At 36.8% G+C, this 18,980-nt stretch carries 15 protein-coding genes; 11 read left to right on the top strand and 4 right to left on the bottom strand.

The window, feature by feature from the left end:
* Position 1 precedes the first annotated feature (1 nt).
* Positions 2 to 85 (top strand): IS3 family transposase, encoded by an 84-nt coding sequence (locus CBF33_RS09705; protein WP_353094491.1) that lies wholly within the window; start codon positions 2 to 4, stop codon positions 83 to 85.
* A gap of 63 nt (positions 86 to 148) precedes the next feature.
* On the opposite strand, the gene CBF33_RS09000 is transcribed toward CBF33_RS09705, so the two are convergent.
* Positions 149 to 1,543 carry a 6-phospho-beta-glucosidase gene (locus tag CBF33_RS09000; protein WP_126763574.1) on the bottom strand — a complete coding sequence of 465 codons (1,395 nt, stop codon included), beginning with the start codon at positions 1,541 to 1,543 and terminating at the stop codon, positions 149 to 151.
* 181 nt (positions 1,544 to 1,724) lie between these two features.
* On the opposite strand from CBF33_RS09000, the gene CBF33_RS08995 reads away from it, so the two are divergent.
* Positions 1,725 to 2,525, top strand: a complete 801-nt coding sequence (locus CBF33_RS08995) for a MurR/RpiR family transcriptional regulator (protein ID WP_126763572.1) — start codon at positions 1,725 to 1,727, stop codon at positions 2,523 to 2,525.
* 6 nt (positions 2,526 to 2,531) lie between these two features.
* Here the strand turns inward: CBF33_RS08995 and proC are convergent, their stop codons facing one another.
* Positions 2,532 to 3,344 carry a pyrroline-5-carboxylate reductase gene (gene proC, locus CBF33_RS08990; protein ID WP_126763570.1) on the bottom strand — a complete coding sequence of 271 codons (813 nt, stop codon included), beginning with the start codon at positions 3,342 to 3,344 and terminating at the stop codon, positions 2,532 to 2,534.
* A 97-nt stretch (positions 3,345 to 3,441) separates the two neighbouring features.
* Here proC and mprF point away from each other — a divergent pair, with 97 nt between their 5' ends.
* From mprF to CBF33_RS08970, 4 genes are all read left to right on the top strand, one after another.
* Entirely contained in the window at positions 3,442 to 6,009 is a 2,568-nt protein-coding gene (mprF, locus tag CBF33_RS08985) for a bifunctional lysylphosphatidylglycerol flippase/synthetase MprF (RefSeq protein WP_126763568.1), read from the top strand.
* A 64-nt stretch (positions 6,010 to 6,073) separates the two neighbouring features.
* Positions 6,074 to 7,039: an ABC transporter substrate-binding protein gene (locus CBF33_RS08980; RefSeq protein WP_126763566.1), complete on the top strand. Its 966-nt coding sequence runs from the start codon at positions 6,074 to 6,076 to the stop codon at positions 7,037 to 7,039.
* Complete coding sequence (locus tag CBF33_RS08975; protein WP_126763564.1) at positions 7,023 to 7,793, top strand: ABC transporter ATP-binding protein; 771 nt, start codon at positions 7,023 to 7,025, stop codon at positions 7,791 to 7,793. The genes CBF33_RS08980 and CBF33_RS08975 overlap by 17 nt, the downstream gene beginning before the upstream one ends.
* A gap of 1 nt (position 7,794) precedes the next feature.
* Positions 7,795 to 8,544, top strand: a complete 750-nt coding sequence (locus CBF33_RS08970; RefSeq protein ID WP_126763562.1) for an ABC transporter permease — start codon at positions 7,795 to 7,797, stop codon at positions 8,542 to 8,544.
* Positions 8,545 to 8,593: 49 nt separating this feature from the next.
* Here CBF33_RS08970 and CBF33_RS08965 read toward each other — a convergent pair whose 3' ends face one another.
* Positions 8,594 to 11,194, bottom strand: coding sequence for a YfhO family protein (locus CBF33_RS08965; protein WP_126763560.1), 2,601 nt, complete (start codon positions 11,192 to 11,194; stop codon positions 8,594 to 8,596).
* A gap of 320 nt (positions 11,195 to 11,514) precedes the next feature.
* Here CBF33_RS08965 and CBF33_RS08960 point away from each other — a divergent pair, with 320 nt between their 5' ends.
* Positions 11,515 to 13,503, top strand: coding sequence for a KUP/HAK/KT family potassium transporter (locus CBF33_RS08960; protein WP_126763576.1), 1,989 nt, complete (start codon positions 11,515 to 11,517; stop codon positions 13,501 to 13,503).
* Between the two features lie 62 nt (positions 13,504 to 13,565).
* Here CBF33_RS08960 and CBF33_RS08955 read toward each other — a convergent pair whose 3' ends face one another.
* A complete protein-coding gene (locus CBF33_RS08955) occupies positions 13,566 to 14,588 on the bottom strand; it encodes a serine hydrolase domain-containing protein (protein ID WP_126763558.1) in 1,023 nt (340 codons plus the stop codon).
* 133 nt (positions 14,589 to 14,721) lie between these two features.
* On the opposite strand from CBF33_RS08955, the gene CBF33_RS08950 reads away from it, so the two are divergent.
* The 4 genes from CBF33_RS08950 (at position 14,722) to CBF33_RS08935 (ending at position 18,972) form a co-directional block, all read left to right on the top strand.
* Positions 14,722 to 15,894, top strand: a complete 1,173-nt coding sequence (locus tag CBF33_RS08950) for an MFS transporter (protein ID WP_126763556.1) — start codon at positions 14,722 to 14,724, stop codon at positions 15,892 to 15,894.
* A 246-nt stretch (positions 15,895 to 16,140) separates the two neighbouring features.
* The gene (locus CBF33_RS08945; protein ID WP_126763554.1) at positions 16,141 to 17,346 is read left to right on the top strand and encodes an NAD(P)/FAD-dependent oxidoreductase; all 1,206 of its coding nucleotides are present in this window, start codon (positions 16,141 to 16,143) and stop codon (positions 17,344 to 17,346) included.
* 125 nt (positions 17,347 to 17,471) lie between these two features.
* A complete protein-coding gene (locus CBF33_RS08940; protein ID WP_126763552.1) occupies positions 17,472 to 17,912 on the top strand; it encodes an OsmC family protein in 441 nt (146 codons plus the stop codon).
* A 178-nt stretch (positions 17,913 to 18,090) separates the two neighbouring features.
* Positions 18,091 to 18,972, top strand: coding sequence for a YitT family protein (locus tag CBF33_RS08935; protein ID WP_126763549.1), 882 nt, complete (start codon positions 18,091 to 18,093; stop codon positions 18,970 to 18,972).
* The last annotated feature ends 8 nt before the right edge of the window (positions 18,973 to 18,980 follow it).

The raw sequence follows: 18,980 nt of genomic DNA, 5'->3' as shown, positions 1-18,980 counted from the left end.
CATTAAGTATTATAATAAAACACGAATTCAACAAAAATTGGGCTACAAGTCACCGATAGAATATCGGCAATCTGTAACCCAATAAGAAAGCTTTTTTGATACTGTCCCATTTTAATGGGTCAGTTCCTGTAAAAGCGGTGTTTTTGTTTTAGTTAGATTTCATTAAATCATGAACATATTGAACAGTTTCGGGTTGTTCTGCTTTAATTTTTTCAATAGCCTCTTTAAATTGTGGTAAATGATCTTCGTGAGCGATTAATAACTCATCTAATAATTGTTTAGCCAAGTGACCACCAGGTACTAATGGATTAATAGTGAAAGCCTGTAGAGCAGCACCATAATCACCTGTAATAGCAGCACGTATGGTTGTTTCTTCCATGCCTTTCATCCCTTGTAATAATCCACGGGCAGCAGGAGGGAATGCCCCCCAGTTATATGATTCAGGACCATGAGCGGTAATGGAAGCCGATACTTCAACCGCACAGTCATAAGGTAAGTCAGTTATCGTTCCGTTATTTTCCATCGAAACGACCATATCTGTACGTTTATCATTTTGTAATGACGCGATAACTTCACAAGCAGCATCACTGTAATGTGCACCACCACGTTGTTCTAGTTCCTCAGGTTTATAATCCAATGTTGGATCTTTATAAAGCTCGAAAAGAGCAGTCTCGGTTTCTTTAACGACTTGCGCACGTGTTTCACCGTTTTTAAATTCATCAATGGAATGATTTAACATCTCGTCTTCTATATAATAGTAACGGTGATAGCCACACGGTAACATTCCTAAATCTTTAATTTGTTCATAATGGAAAGGAACATTGTGAATGTTTTTTAGGTGACTTTCTGATTCGACTTGCGGACCGTAAATAAGGTCAATTAATTCATCTGTTCGTTCATTTCCTTCTTTGTCCCATACACGATGCCAGTGGAAATGATTAATACCTGCGTACTTGACAAATAAATCTTCCTCAGGAACTCCTAATTTTTCCGCAGCTTGTTTAGTATGACCGATAGGAACGTTACATAATCCAATCGTTTTCTTCCAGCCTGCATGTTTAATAGCGGCTTCAGTTACCATACCCGCTGGATTTGTAAAGTTGATTAACCAAGCATTAGGACATAAACGCTCCATATCAGAAATAATATCCATAATGACAGGAATAGTACGGAAGGCTTTAAACATACCGCCTGCACCGTTTGTTTCTTGTCCAAGAACACCGTGTGAAAGTGGGATACGCTCATCTTTAACACGAGCATCGAGTAGACCAACACGAAACTGAGTCGTTACAAAGTCAGCGTCTTTTAAAGCAGCCTCGCGGTCAAGTGTTAAATGAACTTCCCAATCTAACCCTGCAGCTTTAATCATTCGTTGCGCCATTGCCCCAACAATTTCTAATTTTTCACGACCTTCTTCAATATCGACTAACCAGATTTCTTTAATTGGGAGTTGGTCTTTTCGTTTGATATATCCTTCAATTAATTCCGGTGTATAACTAGAACCACCACCGATAGTGGCAATTTTCAATGCATGACGTGTCATAAACATCCTCCTTGTGATTGTTTTTCTTTTGATACATTTAGTGTAAGCCCTTACGGTTAAGACATCAATAGGTTGACTAGATTCTGGTTTGATTAATCAAAATTCTCATTTCTCAACGTTTAAATATGAATAGAAACGCCAAAAAAAGAAATATGAGGTATAATCGAGGTGGAGGTGTCCTATGATTTTAGAAAAACTAGCACAGGAGAGTAATCTAACTCCCTCTGAAAGAGAAATAGCTCGGTTTATCTTAGCGGAAACCACTGATTTACGTGGTCTATCCAGTGAAGAACTAGGGAAACGTACATATACATCGCAAGCAACAGTCACGCGACTGTATCAAAAACTAGGTTATCAAACATATCGGGAATTTATTGTTGCTTTAAATGAACAGTTAAATGAGCGTCATCGTGCTAATAATATGATTCGAGATAATCGCCCGTTCCGTGAAGACTCGACATACGCTGATGTCATTGAAACATTGCCACATTTGTATACAAAAACAGCTATTAATACGAAACTGATGCTAGACGAAATGGTTGTAAAAGAAGTGGCTCGACAAATCAGTCATGCTCAAATGGTGGATATCTACGGTAGCGGGATTACATCGACCTTAGCCGAGCAACTCGCTTTTAAACTACGTGCATTGGGTATTTTTTGTCAAACACACTCAGGCTATAATAGTAGCTATGTAGAACAAATTGCTTCAGATAGAACACATCTCTCTATTGTTATTAGTTTAACAGGTCGTAATAAGATGATGGAACAAGTCGCTCAGCGTTTAACAGCGAACGAACTGCCAGTTGTCATTATCGCGGGGTCACTTCGTCAGACGGAATTACTGCCGGGTGATTATGTTTTGTCACTAGATCGTAATCACTATTTTGGGATTGATACGATGTCGTCGCTTTTTTCTGCTCAGTATTTAATTGATTTGATCTTTTCGTTATTATTAGTTGAAAAAATAAAAAAAGAGTCGTAATCTAAGTTACGTCTCTTTTTTACTAAGAAAATAATCTTTTGAAATAGTAGCATCGACTGCTTTGACAATAGTAGGGATAAATCGTTCATCTTCTAATGTTGTGACACCCTCAATCGTCGTGCCACCAGGAGAACAAACATCTTGTATAAGTGTATTTGGTGATAGTTGTTTTTCACTCATTAACATAGCAGTGCTTTTGGTGGCAGATATTGCGATATTAACGGCTTCTTGATAAACAATACCATTTTTCACACCCGCACGCGCAAGTCCTTCTATAAATAAGGCGATAAAGGCAGGAGAACAACCCGCGATACCAGTAAAGGCTGGTAACATCGTTTCGCCGATTAAATATGCTTGTCCGACAGTCTCGACGAGAGCCGTTACATCATCCAATTCTGATTGATTTACCTGTTTGTTAGGAACAAGTGCAGTTGTGCTTTGTCCGATTTCAATCGCCATATTAGGCATTAAGCGGACGATTTTTTGCTGCTTGTGCGTTGCATCTTCCATACTAGCTAGTGAAATACCCGCAGCAAGCGATAAAATGATTTTCTGATTCTTCACAAATAAGTCACGATTTTCAGATAAGATAGGGATGATAGCGTGAGGTTTGACTCCTAAAATAATCCAATCGCATGTTTCAATTAATTCGGCATTAGAAGGCGCATACCTCACACCTAATAACTCAGCTTTCTTTTTAGAGCTGCTGATGCTCGAGCCAGTGACATATATACGGTCAGCTGTTATGTAGTGGTTATTTAGTAAGCCATGAATAAGTGCTTGCGCCATTTTGCCAGCACCGATAATTCCAATTTTCATATAAATATCCTTTCTATAATTGGTTCGATTAGTATTTGAAAAAATATGTTAAAATAACAAGAGAATTTAAGTATAAAGTAGAAAAGTAGGAATAAAAATGAAGCATTTTATACAGTCTATCTTTCAGTTTATCAAAAAATATCAACGTTTGATACAATTAGTTTTTTTAGCATCCGTTGGTTTATTTGTCGTCAATCAATTGACGGCCATTTTACATGGTATGACTTGGCAAGAGTTGAAACTATTGCTGTTCGGTCAAAGTAAAAAAACACTTCTAGCTATGATAGGGGTGGGATTACTTGCAGTTCTTCCTTTATTGACTTATGACTGGGTTACCATCCAGTTGTTGGAAGATGAAGGTGAAATTGATTTATCCTTTAAAGAACGCACGTTGACAGCATGGATGATTAATACATTAAACAATTTTATTGGATTTGGTGGCGTCATTGGGGCCACATTGCGCGGGAAGTTTTATGGAAAAAATCACGATGTTAAACGGGTCGTTGCGATTGTTTCTAAGGTCGCGTTGTTCATGTTAACCGGGCTGTCGTTCCTATCATTTTTAACATGGCTCGATTTAGTTTTTTGGCATTCAACTCATGTATTTTCTCACTATCGTTGGTGGTTGTTAGCGGGAGCATTGTATTTACCAGGCTTGTTAATTTTCATCTACTTGCGTCGTCAGACGTTGTTTAAAGAATTTCGTTTTTATCATGTTTTTGAATTAGTGTTAGGCTCTACTGGTCAATGGACGTTTGCGTTAGCGTATTTCTTTTTTATAGGAAAGCTTTTACAACTCAATATATCCTTTTTACACTTATATCCTTTATTTGTTGTTGCTACATTGATTGGGATGTTAACAATGGTACCTGGGGGAATGGGAACATTTGATGTGTTAATGATTATGGGGTTAGGTTCCTTAGGTGTTTCGCGTGAGCAAGCCGTAGTCTGGCTTTTATTTTATCGTCTTTTCTATTTTGTTTTACCTTTTTTGACAGGTTTATTAACGTACTTGTATCAAACAGGAAGTCGGATTAATCAGTTTTTTGACGATATGCCGAAAATGTTGACGTCAAAATTTGCTCACGCTGTTATGGTCGTATTGCTTTATATTTCAGGCGTTATCATGGTGTTAATTGGGACAATCCCTAATGTATCTCAGATTAATCGTTTTATGACCTATTTGTTTTCCTTCTCATTTAACTTTTTAGACCAGACATTAAATATGTTAGTCGGTTTTATCTTGATTGGTCTAGCCAGAGGGGTAGCCAATAAAGTAAAAGCGGCATATTGGCCGACTGTTATTATTTTAATGTTTAGCGTGGTTAACACCTTAACGCGAACCATGTCTTTTAAATTAGTTTTCTTTTATTTATTTGTGTTAGTTTGTTTATTCTTATCTCGACATCAGTTTTACCGACAACAACTAGTGTATTCTTGGGAAGCATTAGTAACTGACGGTATATTATACGGGTTGTTGCTTATCTTATATTCTGTCATCGGTTACTTTAACCGCGTAACGACCCCTGTTAAAGATGAACTCGCTCACTATATTTACTTTCCTTCTGAAGAAGTGTGGTTTCAGGGCTTGCAAGGAATTCTCTTAGCATTCTTCACGTTATTGATTCTGTATCATTATTTAGGTGGCGAGCAATTGAAACCTGGCGAGGCGTTTGATGCGGATAAGTGGCATCTGTTTCAACAAAAATGGTCGCGCACACTTTATATGCATACGCCTTTTATTCAAAATAAACGCTTGTTTTACTTTGAAAAGGACCAACAAACAGAAGTGCTAATAGTGTTTGAATTGAAAGCCAATCGAGTTTTTGTTTTAGGAAATCCAATGGGAAATCAAATGCATGTCGATCAAGCTTTAATGCGTTTTTTAGAAGAAGTCGATCGATTAGGTTATGAAGCTGTTTTTTATAATGTCAGTTCACCGATTGCTTTGACTTTACACGACCACGGTTACGAATTTATTAAAATTGGTGAAGAAGGCGTGATTGATTTAGCGACGTATGAAGACTCTGTGGCAGGGAATAATTGTTCAGACGACTTGACTTTTAATTTGCTAAGTGAGGATGAAATCCGTGATGTTGCTTGTCATTTACATCATATGGTGAGAGATTGGGAAAAGCAGCATCAACAAGTCTTTTACTCTTCGGCGCATCTAAAACTGGATGCTTTAATCGAAAGTGGTGTCGGTGTGGCGATGAGGCAAGACGAGATTGTTGGCTTTGTCACGTTGAAACAACTTTCTTATCGTCGTATGTCGTATGAGCTGTTATTTATTAAAAATGACGCACCGGAAGAGACCGGTCACTTTTTAGTGAACGCTCTCATTCACGAAATAAAAGAACGTGGTTTTCATTACTTTAGTTTAGGTTTTACCCCACTTGCGAATGTTGGGAAATCAGATTATTCATTCGCCGCGGAAAAAACAGTCAATTTATTGTATCGTTATAGTTCGCCTCAAAGTGGTTTTCAACCTATCAGACGTTTTAAAACACAGTATGTTACGGACTGGCATCCAGCTTATTTATCGTATAAAAAGAGACGCTCCCTGATGATGATTGCATGGCAACTACATCGTTTAATAACTGGTCATAATATCTTTTCGAAAAATCCAGTAGAAGTTTTAATGGAAGAAGAAAAGCAAAGATAGTTTTCTTTTTCACGATTATCAGTTAAAATAGTTAACTGTACCAAATAAGAAAGGAATGATGTAAATGAAAAAATGGTTAGCTTTAGCCGTGACTACTGTTGCTGCTTTAACCATCTTGGCTGGTTGCCAAAAACAAGATTCAACAACAAAAGAAAGCGCTGAAAAAGGTGCTTCTGAAAATAAAGTGGAAAAAATTCGATTGGGCGTCATGCCGTCGACCGATAATATTCCGTTCATTTTAGCTCATGATGAAGGAATGGATAAGAAAAATGGCGTTGATTTAGATGTTAAAGTATTTAAAAGCGCCTTGGACCGCGATGCTGCGTTTCAGGCAGGTGAGTTAGACGGTATTATTACTGACTTAGTCGGTGTAGCAATTTATAAAGAAGCAGGTAACGATGTTAAAATCGTAGGGGCCCCTCACGACCAGTTTGACTTAGTCGTTTCAGACGACGTCACATCTATGGCAGATTTAAAAGGAAAACCAGTGGTGTTTTCTGAGAGAACTGGGACAGCATATGCTGTGAACAAAATGCTTGAAGCCGAAGACATGACAGTAGATGACATTGTGGTGAAAGAAATACCTCAAGTACCGACACGTTTAGAATTGTTGAAAAACGGTCAAGTTTCTGGTGCGATTTTACCGGAACCATTTATTACGATAGGGAAGTCACAAGGATTGAAAGTTCTTTCTTCTACGCGTGATTTAGGGATTAACCCATTTGCCATTGTATTTAATGGAGAAGTCATCAAGGAAAAAGGCGATGCGATACGTGGTATGTTTGAGTCTTATAACGACGGTGTAGCATATATTCAATCTCATGATAAAGCAGATTATATTGACTTATTTGTCAAAGAAGTAGGTTTCCCAGAAGCGATGAAAGAAACCATTGAAATTCCTGAGTATGGTGCTTTAGAACAAGTTAAACAATCGGATATTGAGTCTGTTTTTGAATTTGCTAAAAATGAAGGGTTATTAACGAAAGAAGTATCACCTGAAGAAGTGTTAAGCAATGTCTATTTTAAATAATAAACAAACGCTTTATTTAGATGATATAAGTTTAAGACGTGCGGATAAGTTTATCATTAAAAACGTATCACTTGAACTAGCCAATCAAAAAGTCTATGCGTTGATTGGTCCATCTGGAACGGGTAAAAGTACGCTTTTAAATATTTTGTCTGGCGTGATTAAGGATTTTGATGGTCAAATTAAAATGGGTGAGCATTCGTATTCTCCTGACAATCATTTCATTAGTCTAATGCCTCAAAATTATGGGTTACTACCTTGGCAAACAGTTGAACAAGCGATATGTTTGCCGTTAAAAGCGGTTTTGAAAACAAAACAATTCAATAGTGAAGCTGAAACGAGCTATCAAGAAATGTTAAATCTTCTGGGCTTGAAGGGACTGGAGAAAGCCTACCCTAAACAATTGAGTGGGGGTCAGCAGCAACGTGTAGCAATCGCGCGTTCGCTTTTAATCCCCTCCCAGCTTTTACTAATGGATGAACCTTTTTCCGCACTAGATGCGTTAACACGTGAAACGTTACAAACCGTTTTCTTAAATAGTTGGCAACACTATCCTAAGACAACGATTCTAATTACACATGATATTGAAGAAGCGTTATTGCTGAGCGATATTGTCTTAGTAATGAACGGTCAACCTGGAAGGGTTACTAGAGAAATAGTCAATCCTTTAGCTAAAGATAACGCGACGTTGAATGAGCGACGTCAAGATGTGCGTTTTTATGAGTTAGTTGAGACGTTACGAAGGGAGATTCGTTGAGATGCAGACATCATCCAAAAATAAAGGAATCGCGTTTCTGATTAGTTTCCTTGTTTTGAACGTTTTATGGGCAGTTTTAAGTCGCATGATTAACAAGGATGTTTTACCTTCGCCAGTCGTCGTTTACACAGCTTGGCCACGTTTACTTGAATTAAACTTATTTGAACATATTTTTGCGAGTTTATGGCGTATTGCGGTTGGCATGGTTATCGCTTTAACATTGGGCGGCCTGATTGGTATTTTGATGGGGCGTTTTGAAAAAGTTAATCGTTATCTCGATCCTGTCGTTTATTTTTTATATCCGATACCTAAATTAGCGTTATTACCGATACTTATGTTACTTTTTGGACTGGGTGAGGTTTCTAAATGGTTGTTAATTATTTTCATCGTCCTACCACAAGTCATTGTATCCGTGCGTGACGCCGTAAAAGAAACACCTGAGCATTACTATCACATTTATCAAGGATTAAATATTTCACGTTGGCAACAATTTAAATGGATTACTTGGCCAGCCAGCCTCTCCGCCCTACTAAGTACTAGTCGTATTTCGCTGGGAACAGCCATTTCCGTCTTGTTTTTTGCTGAAAATTATGGAACAGAAAGAGGAATGGGATATTTTATCATGGATGCATGGATGCGGATGGACTATCCGTTAATGTACGCTGCCATTTTTACCTTGAGTATTTTAGGCTTAGTCCTATTTATTGCAATTGATCGATTAGCTAAGCATGTCATGAAATGGCAAGCATAAATAAAACACGTGAAAAGCAAGTATAGTGTTCTTGCTTTTCACGTGTTTTTTATTGTCTATTTTTTTGTCTGTATAAGAATATATAGTAGCTAGAGATTCCTACAAAAAATAGGAAGATACCTGTCTTTAGACCTTGAGGGAAGAAGATTAAATTAAGGGTTTGTTGTCCTTTTTCTACCGGGATAGTAATGAAACCGTCTTGAAAAGGTTTAATGTCTACTTCTTTTTCATTGATAAAGGCGCGCCATCCTTTGTCATAAGGAATTGTCGTCCATAACGTTTGTTTTTTGTCGCTCGTAAAGGAAGCAGTAGCAGAACGCTTCCCCATTTCGAACGCGACTTGTTGCTGACTTAGTTTATCCCATGTGCGTTCGAACGAGGGGATATCCAATAAGACAATATAAGGCGTCCAGATTGTAATGGCTGGCGTTCCAAAAAATTCGATGGAGAATGAAACGACCGTTTCTTCGTCGTAATAGCCTAAATCATAGAATAGACCTGTTGTACTGATTTGCGATTTCACTTTACGACCATTGACTAAGATGGTTGCACTCGAACTTTTAATCTGATTAAAATCAGAAGGAGATAAATTAAAGTAGGCTTGTTTATTCGCTGGAACAGTAATAGTAAAGAAGAGCGTTTTACCAATATTGGTTTGTTTTTCTTTAATTTGCCATTTTCTATTCTCGTACGTAATAGTTGCATTATCAAGTTGCGTTGGCAAAGGATACTGATAACTAAAGTAGTGCTCTTCCGTACTTGCTAGTTGATTGAGTAGTGTTTCTTGTGCAAGTAAGGGATTATTTTCCGGTAATTGAAAAGTATGTATTTGATTATCAGTTAAAAGACCTAAGTTTAATGCACGTTGATTTTGATAGGTTGACATCGAATCAACGTGGTCAACTAAGTCGAACTGATACTTGGATAGGGTATCGTTAGTCAGATTGTACTTGACACCAAAAAGACTATCCATTAGTAATGTATTATTTTGATAGCGTGTATTGGCATGGGCGCCACGTGAACGAAATCCTAATAGATTGAGAATCTCCGCACTTCTCGTATTACGTATTGAAGAAAATTGACTAAGTCCGGGATAGCCATGATTTAAGCTATCGTTGGCAGAGACAGGTGTCATCTGTTCCATTCGATAAAATTCAGAACCTTGTCGCTTTTTGATACGGGCTACACTTTCAGCTGTTTTTTTATAAGGTTCGCTATATAGGCTACGAGAAGGGTAATTCCAATCAGCTAAAATACCTTGTGTCATAAAGAAACTATTTAAGGATAATTCTATGACGATGATAGCGAGTGTCACGAGTGTCCACTTTTTTTTAGCATGAGTGTCATGTGCAGTATTAGCATAACTATATAGACAGACAGCATAGATGAGATAAAAGACGGCAGTGATAACAACGTGATACCATTTAATGTATGGATAATCAGTTTTAAAAATAGTCATGTATAGTAGACCAATAATGGGAATAAATGCCACAGATAAAAAAGGAAGCAAGTTAAGCGTCTCTCGTTCAAGATGTTCTAGTGTATAGGCAGTGATTAATAACAAGGTAAATGAAAAAAGAAAGCTATAACGAAATAGAAACATGTTTGGCGAGTGAAATCCTTGCCACATTAGGTTTAGCGGTTCCCAATAAAAACTTGTCATGATCAGTGTAAGGAGCAAGATGGCACTTGTTTTGACACGTTTATTTACTTTAGGTTGAACTAAAAATATAATAACAATTAAAAATGGGAGCAATCCTACATAGGTAAAGGGAATCGAGCCGTACTTAGTTGTATCATAGATGCCAATTAATTGCTTAGCAAATAAGTCAAATAGTTGAGTCGCCTCGGTCTTTCCCCAGTGAAGCTTAGAAAGTTCGTCACCATTGTTTTTTAAATCGAAAGCAGTAGGTAAAATCATAATCATAGATGCGATGCCGGCAGAAAAGGCGGTGACGAAGTAGTCGAGAATGTATTTTTTACGCCGTTCCCAATCGCTCCAAGTTAACAGACAAAAGTAGAGAAACGAAAATAAACCAATCATAAAACCAAAATAAAAATTACTAATAAATAAAATTAAGTATGACCAGAATAGTAAAGGACTTTTTCCAGTTTTTGTCACTTGATGAATACCTGTAAAAATAAGTGGCAGCCAGACAAAAGCATCAAGCCACATAATTAATTCTGATTGACCGATGATAAAAGACATTAAGCTGTATGAAAAAGCTAAGAATAAATGACTAGCATCGGATAGTCGAAATGTTTTTTGTGTGAAATAACCAAAGGATATCGACGCACAGCCTATTTTTAAAAGGGTCAGAAAGTATAGGGTGTCGGGCATTAAATGATTAGGCAGTAACAAGACTAAAGGAGTAAAAACACCTCCTAAATAATAAGAAATCAGTGCCCAGTAATTTAAACCAAGAGCGGAGTACCATGTATAGAATAAACTATCACCTTCAAGTAGAACACGGCGAAAACTCGCATGGAAATTTGAAAACTGTGAAAAAGAGTCACTGGCCATGACAGTTAATTTACTACCCGGGTAGATGCCGATAATTGCATAGCAAATAATCATGATAATGACTGGGACAAAAAACATGATAAAATAAAGTTTTTTGTCATGAAAAAATTGTCGTAAACGAAGCATAGATAAAACTCCTTTTTAGAATAATTTGACTGTACTCAGTTTAACATATAAGCTGAAGACAGTAGATAAAAACCCTCGTTAAATTAGCTTTTTTTATTTCGTTGTGAAAGTTCGCGAAAAGCATTGACAATTAATATAAAAATACTATAATTGTTTCTATTCATAAAGTTATCTCCATCAAAATTGTCAGAGTTACCGGTTGACTAAAAAGGTCAAAACCGGCCTTTTTCATGTTTGAAGAGAGATGGGAGGCATAATAAGTGTTACAAGAACAAAAGCAAAAGCGAGATCAATTTAAGATTGGTGGCGCACTCGTTGCTATGGGTGTCGTTTATGGCGATATTGGAACGAGTCCACTCTATGTCATGAAAGCCATTATTGAAGGAAATGGAGGCCTGTCAGAAGTTTCTGAGAACTTTATTATTGGTTCAGTTTCTTTGATTGTGTGGACGTTGACGCTATTAACGACAATTAAATATGTTTTGATAGCATTGCGTGCTGACAACCATGGAGAAGGAGGTATTTTCTCTTTATTTACACTGGTTAGAAAAATGAGTAAATATTTGATTATACCAGCGATGATAGGTGGGGCAGCGTTACTTGCCGATGGTGTTTTAACCCCAGCTGTTACGATTACGACAGCCATCGAAGGTTTGCGAGGAATCCCTGCTTTTTATAATGTTTTTGGAGAGAATCAACATGTCATTATTATTATTACTATCACGATTATCACGATTTTATTTATGATCCAACGAATAGGGACTGAAAAAGTAGGAAAAGCGTTTGGACCGGTAATGCTCGGTTGGTTTACTTTTTTAGGCTTAATAGGGTTGTACAACTTCTCAAACGACTGGACGGTATTACGTGCGCTAAATCCATATTACGCGTTTAAGATTTTGGTTAGTCCTGAAAACAAAGCGGGCTTATTTATTTTAGGGAGTGTGTTTCTAGCTACTACGGGAGCTGAAGCCTTGTACTCTGATATGGGCCATGTTGGAAGAAAAAATATTTTAGGTTCATGGCCGTATATTAAGATTTGTTTGTTACTTAATTACTTTGGGCAAGCAGCATGGATTTTATCTGTTCATCGAGACCCTTATTATCAAGGGATAGAAATGTTAAATCCTTTTTTCAGAATGATGCCTCAAAGTTTATCTGTCATCGGTGTTATTTTTGCAACGATTGCAGCAGTCATTGCGTCACAAGCCTTGATATCAGGTTCTTATACACTGGTTTCAGAAGCGATTAAGTTACGATTGTTACCACGTTTAAAAATTGTCTATCCAACTGATAATAAAGGCCAATTATATATTCCCGTTGTGAACTGGTTGCTTTTTGTTGGCTGTGTATCGTTAGTCTTTTTCTTTAAAACGTCGGCTCGATTGGAAGCAGCTTATGGACTAGCGATTACGATTACGATGTTAATGACAACTATTTTGTTATTGTTTTATCTTTTACAACAAGCTGTACCGAAAATTATTTCATTCGGCATTTTCTTTTTCTTTATGTTTGTTGAAACAATTTTCTTTATCTCCAGTGCAACGAAATTCTTACATGGTGGTTTCGTGGCCGTATTGATGGCTTTAATGATTTTATTTGTCATGGTAGTTTGGCAGCAAAGTCGCTTAATTCAAAATAAAGTGTCAGAAAGTGTTGATTTATCGGACTACGTGGATCAATTGGTAGAGCTTAGTCATGATGAGTCGATTCCTTTATATCAAACGAATGCTGTCTTTTTGACAAGTAACCTTAAAGGACATCGCATTGGTAAAGAGATAGTCTATTCCATTCTTGATAAATCTCCAAAACGTGCGAAAGTATACTGGTTTGTTAATGTACTAGTAACGGATGAACCTTTTACTAAAGAATATCACGTCGATATGATGGGAACAGACTGTGTGGTTAACGTACAGCTTCATCTAGGATTTCGTATGAGTCAAGACGTTAATAAGTACTTACGTCAAATTGTTAACGACTTAATGGAACAAGGAATGATTGAAGAACAACCGCAGAAATACACGATTATGCCTGGCAGGATTGTCGGAGATTTCTCCTTTATCTTAATCAAAGAAGAGTTGTCTCGTGTTGATTCTGGTTTGACAGCGTATGAACAATTTATTATGCATACGAAATTAGCTATTAAAAGCATTACCGTTGCTCCTACTAGCTGGTTTGGATTAGAGTATAGCGATGTTGTAGTCGAACATGTCCCACTCATTCTCGATTTAAACCGCATGAAAATGGACCGACCATTAAAACAAGTCATTGTTGACGACTTTACATCTGAAGAAGAAACTGATGAATTATAAAAAACATCTAGCGAATGGAACTGCCAATTCGAGAAAGGCCGTTTCCATCTCGCTAGATGTTTTTATTGGTTTTTTTCTGATAAATACGTGGCAATAAGCTCATCCCGTCGTGCGATGTAAAGCGGCCGATTATCCAAAGGATGAACACGGTTTGAAAGAAAGATAAAAGCTTGTTTAGTTTCTAAATCTACAATCATAAAGGTACCAGTATATCCAGTATGAAATAATGCATGAGTTTGATTGTTTGTCGACAATAAATCCCAACCTAAAGTTCGAGATTTTAAATGATCATCATTCCAATTTTTTGTTAATAAACGAAGTGTCTGAGCGTTTAAAAAGCGTTGATGATTTTGTGTTTTACCATTTGCAAACATCATGGATACAAAATTAGTTAAATCTCGGATAGTAGAGAATAGGCCGGCGCTTCCGCAACGTTCTTGTAAACAAGCCGCTTTGGGATCATGAACCTCTCCTTTAATTAATCCCCGTGCAAAAGAATATTCAGTAGGAGCGATTGGCAGACTATGTTCTTGAGGGTGAAACGTACTTTGTTTCATATTTAATGGAACTAAAACTTCTGCTTGAATAACTTCTTGAACCGGTTTTTGATAGTGTTTTTCAATCATAAGTCCAAGTAAAATAGTCCCTGTGTCTGTATAAACAACTTCTGCATTTTGTTTTTCTTTATCGATAGGGAGTTTCATATATGCGCTTATCAATTCATCGGCTGTTAGTGAATCACGATTCGGTATAAAACTGTTAATCCCACTCGTGTGAGTTAATAGTTGTTGAATTGTCACGCTATCATCATGAAACTCAGGTAGGTGTTGCTTTAGCGTATCAGTAGGAGCCACATGGTTATTTTCAATAAGTTTTAAAATTACGGTAGTAGTGCCGACCACTTTGGTTAACGAAGCAATATCAAATAGCGTGTCCGATGTCATCTCTTCTTTTACCGGAAGAACTTGACGGGATCCGAGAGCTTTTTGCATCATTCTATTTTGGTCAATGATATTAAATACAGCCCCTGGAATAGTTCCTTCATGAATGATCTGTTGAATGAATTTAAGGGTATTCGGGTACATAGTAAACCTCTTTTCTTTTACCTTGATTTTTATCGCTGTCTTTTTTACTATTCAACATGAAAAAATATCTCTTGTCAAACAATCAAAAAATCGGCATAATATAAAAGATAAACAAAAAAGAGAAGGTGAATAAATGAATAATAATGAAGTTTCACATAAACGGATGATATTGATTGTTATCGCCAATTTATTCGTAGTATTTTTAGGGATTGGTTTAGTTATTCCAGTTATGCCAGCGATGAAGAAACTGATGGGACTGTCTGGTAGTACAATGGGTCTATTAGTTGCTATCTTTGCTATTGCACAGTTAATCTGTTCACCTATCGCGGGTCGACTGTCTGATAAGCACGGACGTAAAAAGATGATTGCAATCGGCATGTTGCTCTTTGCCATATCAGAAGTTATTTTCGGTTTAGCCGAAGATGTTTCGATTCTGTACTTTTCACGTGCCTTAGGTGGTGTGTCTGCCGCGTTAATCATGCCGTCGGTTATGGCGTTTGTAGCAGATATGACCTCTATAGAAGAACGTCCTAAAGCAATGGGGTGGGTTTCTGGTGCAATTAGTGGTGGATTTATCATAGGCCCCGGAATTGGTGGATTTCTAGGAAATATATCCGTACGATTACCTTTTTACTCAGCAGGTGCTCTTGGATTTCTTGGCTTTTTACTCGCTGTATTTTTATTAAAGGAACCTGTTAAAGAACATCATCACAATAGTCAACAGCTAGCGCCGTCATTATTACAGACGCTTTTTGATCCGGTCTTATTTTTTCCTTTTATTATCATCTTAATAAATGCGTTTGGATTGGCTGCATTTGAGTCAATGTACGGTATCTATGTAGATTTAAACTTTGGTTTTACAATGAACGATATCGCCATGGTTGTTACAGGTAGTGGAGTGTTAGCTTTGATTGCACAAGTTGTTTTTTTCGACCAATTAGTCCAACGCTTTGGTGAGATTGGTTTAATTCGTCTGTGTTTAATACTAAGCGTAGTATTTGTGGTGGCTATTGTGATTACAACGAACTATTGGGTCGTAGTGGGCGCGACATTTGTCATCTTTTTGGCATTTGATTTATTGCGACCTGCCATTACAACCTTCTTATCCAAAAATGCAGGAAATCATCAAGGAGCGGTCAGTGGCTTAAACTCCGCTTTAACGAGTGTGGGAAATATCGTCGGACCTCTATTATCGGGTACGCTCATAGATTTAAATCCACATTATCCTTACTATACGGTTGTCTTTATTTTATCGATAACGCTTGTTTTAACACTCTTTTGGAAAAAAGAAAAAACGAGAGATTAATGTAAAAGTTTCACAAACTTTTTATGAGTTAATCACTTTTTGAAACAAAACTGTTATATCAAGAAAAAACACGATGATAAAAGGTATTCATCGTGTTTTTATTTTTGCTTTATAACAGATTACAGAAAAAATGTAACAGAACACTGTTCTTTTTTTGTAAAATGCGTTACAATATGTGAAGCGATATTATATTCTATTTATATTATATTTTTAAGAGTTAAGTGTTTAAATTTAGGAGGAATCATTGTGAGTAAAAAACATATTGTTGTCTTAGGTGCTGGTTATGCAGGATTGCGTACCGTTAAGCAATTACAAAAGAAGAACTTGGATATTGAGATAACATTAATCAACAAAAATGACTACCATTATGAATCTACTTTATTACATGAAGTAGCAGCTGGAACAAGCAAAGCAGATAAGATTTGTTTTGATGTTGTGGAAGTAATTGATGATAAAAAAGTTCGTTTCGTCAAAGATACAGTAGAATTAATTGAAAAGGACCAAAAACAAGTCAAACTGGCTTCTGGTCAAACAATTAGCTATGATTATTTAGTCGTTGCGCTTGGCTTTGAGTCTGAAAGCTTCGGAATCCCAGGTGTAGATGAGTTTGCTTATGAGCTAGTTAATATTCCAACAGCTGAACGTGCTTTAGCTGAATTGGATAAAAACTTAGCTAATTATCAACATAGTCAAGATCCAAAAGACTTAAGTGTCGTAGTTTGTGGAGCAGGCTTTACAAGTATCGAGTATTTAGGTGAAATTACTAACCGTATTCCTAAGCTAGCGGATAAATATAAATTCCTAGCTAACCAAGTGAAGATTACGTGTATTGAAGCGATGCCTAAACTGTTACCAATGTTTACTGAAGAACTTTCAGATTACTGTGTGGATGTTCTTGAAAAACGTGGTGTTGAGTTTATCGTTGGAACACCTATTAAAGAAATCAAAGAAACATCTGTCGTGTATGAACAAAATGACGAACTTAAAGAAGTTGATGCGCATACCATTATTTGGACAACAGGCGTTAGAGGTTCTAGCGTTATCGGTGCTTCAGGTTTTGACGAGCGTCGTGGACGTGTCATGGTTAATAGTACGTTGACAGTGCCAGAGCATGAAGATATCTTCATGATTGGGGATGTCAGTGCAGTGATGGATGAGGCGTCAGGACGTCCATATCCAACAACCGCTCAAATTGCATTAGCACAAGCAGATGTTGTAGCTGATAATATTGAAGCAACATTAAAAAATCAACCTTTAACAGATTTCGTATACCAATCAAAAGGAACAGTTGCTTCTATTGGTAACAATAATGCAATTGGTAACGCCTTTGGTAAAAACTTTAAAGGATTTATCGCTTCAGCAATGAAAAAAGGTATTGTTGATAAGTCTCTTTTACAAGTTGGTAGCCCATCTGTTATGTTTAAAAAAGGAAAATTTGACTTTTATCATTAATTTTTGAAAAGAGTAGCGTGAGCTGCTCTTTTTATTTGTAAGAATTTGCTAAAAATTGAGCAAATCTATTGCAAACGATTTAGTTTGTGATAAACTTTACTTAATTATTGAAGGAGGTCATATAGATGGCAGTAGAAATTTACAAAGCAGAAACACAATCAATTAAAGGACTTCAAGTAGCGTGTCGTGCGCGTGACTTTGAGTTTGTATTAGATGAACCGAAGAATGTTGGTGGTACTGATGAAGGTATGACACCAGTGGAAGCGTTATTATGTTCATTAGGAGCATGTAAAGTTATTGTGGCACGTTCTTTTGCAAGAATGCATAAGATTAAATTAAATGATATTCGTGTGGAACTTGAAGGTGTCTTAGACACAGACGGTTTCATGGGTAAGAATAAAGATGCTAAAATTGGTTTTTCAAAAATGACATCAAACTTTTTCATCGATGCTGACAATACTGAAGAAGAAATCGCAGCGTTTGTTGAATTTATCAATGCCACATGTCCAGTACACGACACAATTGCTAACAGTCCAGAATTTGAAACAAATGTAACACTTCTATAAAAAGTTCAGTGAAAAAACTAGAAAGAAATTTCTAGTTTTTTTATTTTGTGATAATAGTGGAAATTATATTGTCAATCTTAAAATGATAACCGTTTCATGCATATTTTGTGAAAAGAGGGTTGCATAAAAGCCAAGCTTTTAGTAAGGTAGATTATGCGTGAAGAAGAGGAGTGATGAGATGAAAATAGATAAAAAACGATTATTTTGGGATCTTGTAAAAATGACAGTGGGAGCATTCATATTTGCTTTAGCAGTGAATGTTTTTGCTTTGCCTAATGATTTAGGAGAAGGGGGAGTCACTGGGGTTACGATGATTCTATATTATACTCATGGTATCTCACCGGCTCTGACAAATATATTTTTAAATACGATTATTTTGACACTAGGTTATAAGTTTTTAGACCGAAAAACGATTATTTTTACATTCTATGCCATTGGTGTCATGTCATTCTTTCTAAAAATAACAGAAGGCTGGGGCTTCATTCCTCAAGAAGGTATTGTAGCAGCTATAGCAGCTGGTTCTGTTATGGGAGTTGGTATGGGCTTAATCATGAAAGGTGACGGAACCACAGCTGGTAGTGCCATTTTAGCTAAAATTATGAATAAGCATTTTGGTTGGAATACAAGCTATGCGTTGTTATTTTTTGACTTGATTGTCGTTGTCCCATCTGTCATAGTTATTGGTTTGGAAAATATGATTCTGACTGTTATCTCGTTGAGTGTGTCGACTAAGCTATTAGACTTTATTTTAGAAGGATCAAATCCGAAGAAAACGGTCATGATTATTTCAGATAAGTATGAAGAGATTGCTGCTGAAGTTGATGCGCAGTTAAGTCGTGGTATTACGATGATGGATGGAGTGGGTTATTATAAACGTGAACCGAAAAAGATTTTATATGTGGTCATTAGTCGTGAACAATTAATCCCAATTCAAACGATTATCAATGAAGTAGACCCGCAAGCGTTTGTGACGATTAACGACGCTCAGAGTGTCATTGGTGAAGGCTTTACTCGTGATATTTTTATTGAACCAGAAATGGAAAATCAGATAGACAAATAAAAAAAGTG

It is taken from the genome of Vagococcus lutrae (assembly GCF_003987555.1).
GTDB classification, from domain to species: domain Bacteria; phylum Bacillota; class Bacilli; order Lactobacillales; family Vagococcaceae; genus Vagococcus_A; species Vagococcus_A lutrae.
The sequence above is the reverse complement of the archived record's forward strand: the minus strand, read 5'-3'. Positions and strand labels throughout refer to the sequence as shown.

Excerpts from the sequence above, each read along its gene's own strand:
- CBF33_RS08950 (WP_126763556.1), top strand. The coding sequence starts at position 14,722 with ATGAATAATAATGAAGTTTCACATAAACGGATGATATTGATTGTTATC.
- CBF33_RS08940 (WP_126763552.1), top strand. The coding sequence starts at position 17,472 with ATGGCAGTAGAAATTTACAAAGCAGAAACACAATCAATTAAAGGACTT.
- CBF33_RS08965 (WP_126763560.1), bottom strand. The coding sequence starts at position 11,194 with ATGCTTCGTTTACGACAATTTTTTCATGACAAAAAACTTTATTTTATC.
- CBF33_RS08960 (WP_126763576.1), top strand. The coding sequence starts at position 11,515 with ATGGGTGTCGTTTATGGCGATATTGGAACGAGTCCACTCTATGTCATG.
- proC (WP_126763570.1), bottom strand. The coding sequence starts at position 3,344 with ATGAAAATTGGAATTATCGGTGCTGGCAAAATGGCGCAAGCACTTATT.
- CBF33_RS09000 (WP_126763574.1), bottom strand. The coding sequence starts at position 1,543 with ATGACACGTCATGCATTGAAAATTGCCACTATCGGTGGTGGTTCTAGT.
- CBF33_RS08955 (WP_126763558.1), bottom strand. The coding sequence starts at position 14,588 with ATGTACCCGAATACCCTTAAATTCATTCAACAGATCATTCATGAAGGA.
- CBF33_RS08975 (WP_126763564.1), top strand. The coding sequence starts at position 7,023 with ATGTCTATTTTAAATAATAAACAAACGCTTTATTTAGATGATATAAGT.
- CBF33_RS08995 (WP_126763572.1), top strand. The coding sequence starts at position 1,725 with ATGATTTTAGAAAAACTAGCACAGGAGAGTAATCTAACTCCCTCTGAA.
- CBF33_RS08980 (WP_126763566.1), top strand. The coding sequence starts at position 6,074 with ATGAAAAAATGGTTAGCTTTAGCCGTGACTACTGTTGCTGCTTTAACC.
- CBF33_RS08970 (WP_126763562.1), top strand. The coding sequence starts at position 7,795 with ATGCAGACATCATCCAAAAATAAAGGAATCGCGTTTCTGATTAGTTTC.
- mprF (WP_126763568.1), top strand. The coding sequence starts at position 3,442 with ATGAAGCATTTTATACAGTCTATCTTTCAGTTTATCAAAAAATATCAA.
- CBF33_RS08935 (WP_126763549.1), top strand. The coding sequence starts at position 18,091 with ATGAAAATAGATAAAAAACGATTATTTTGGGATCTTGTAAAAATGACA.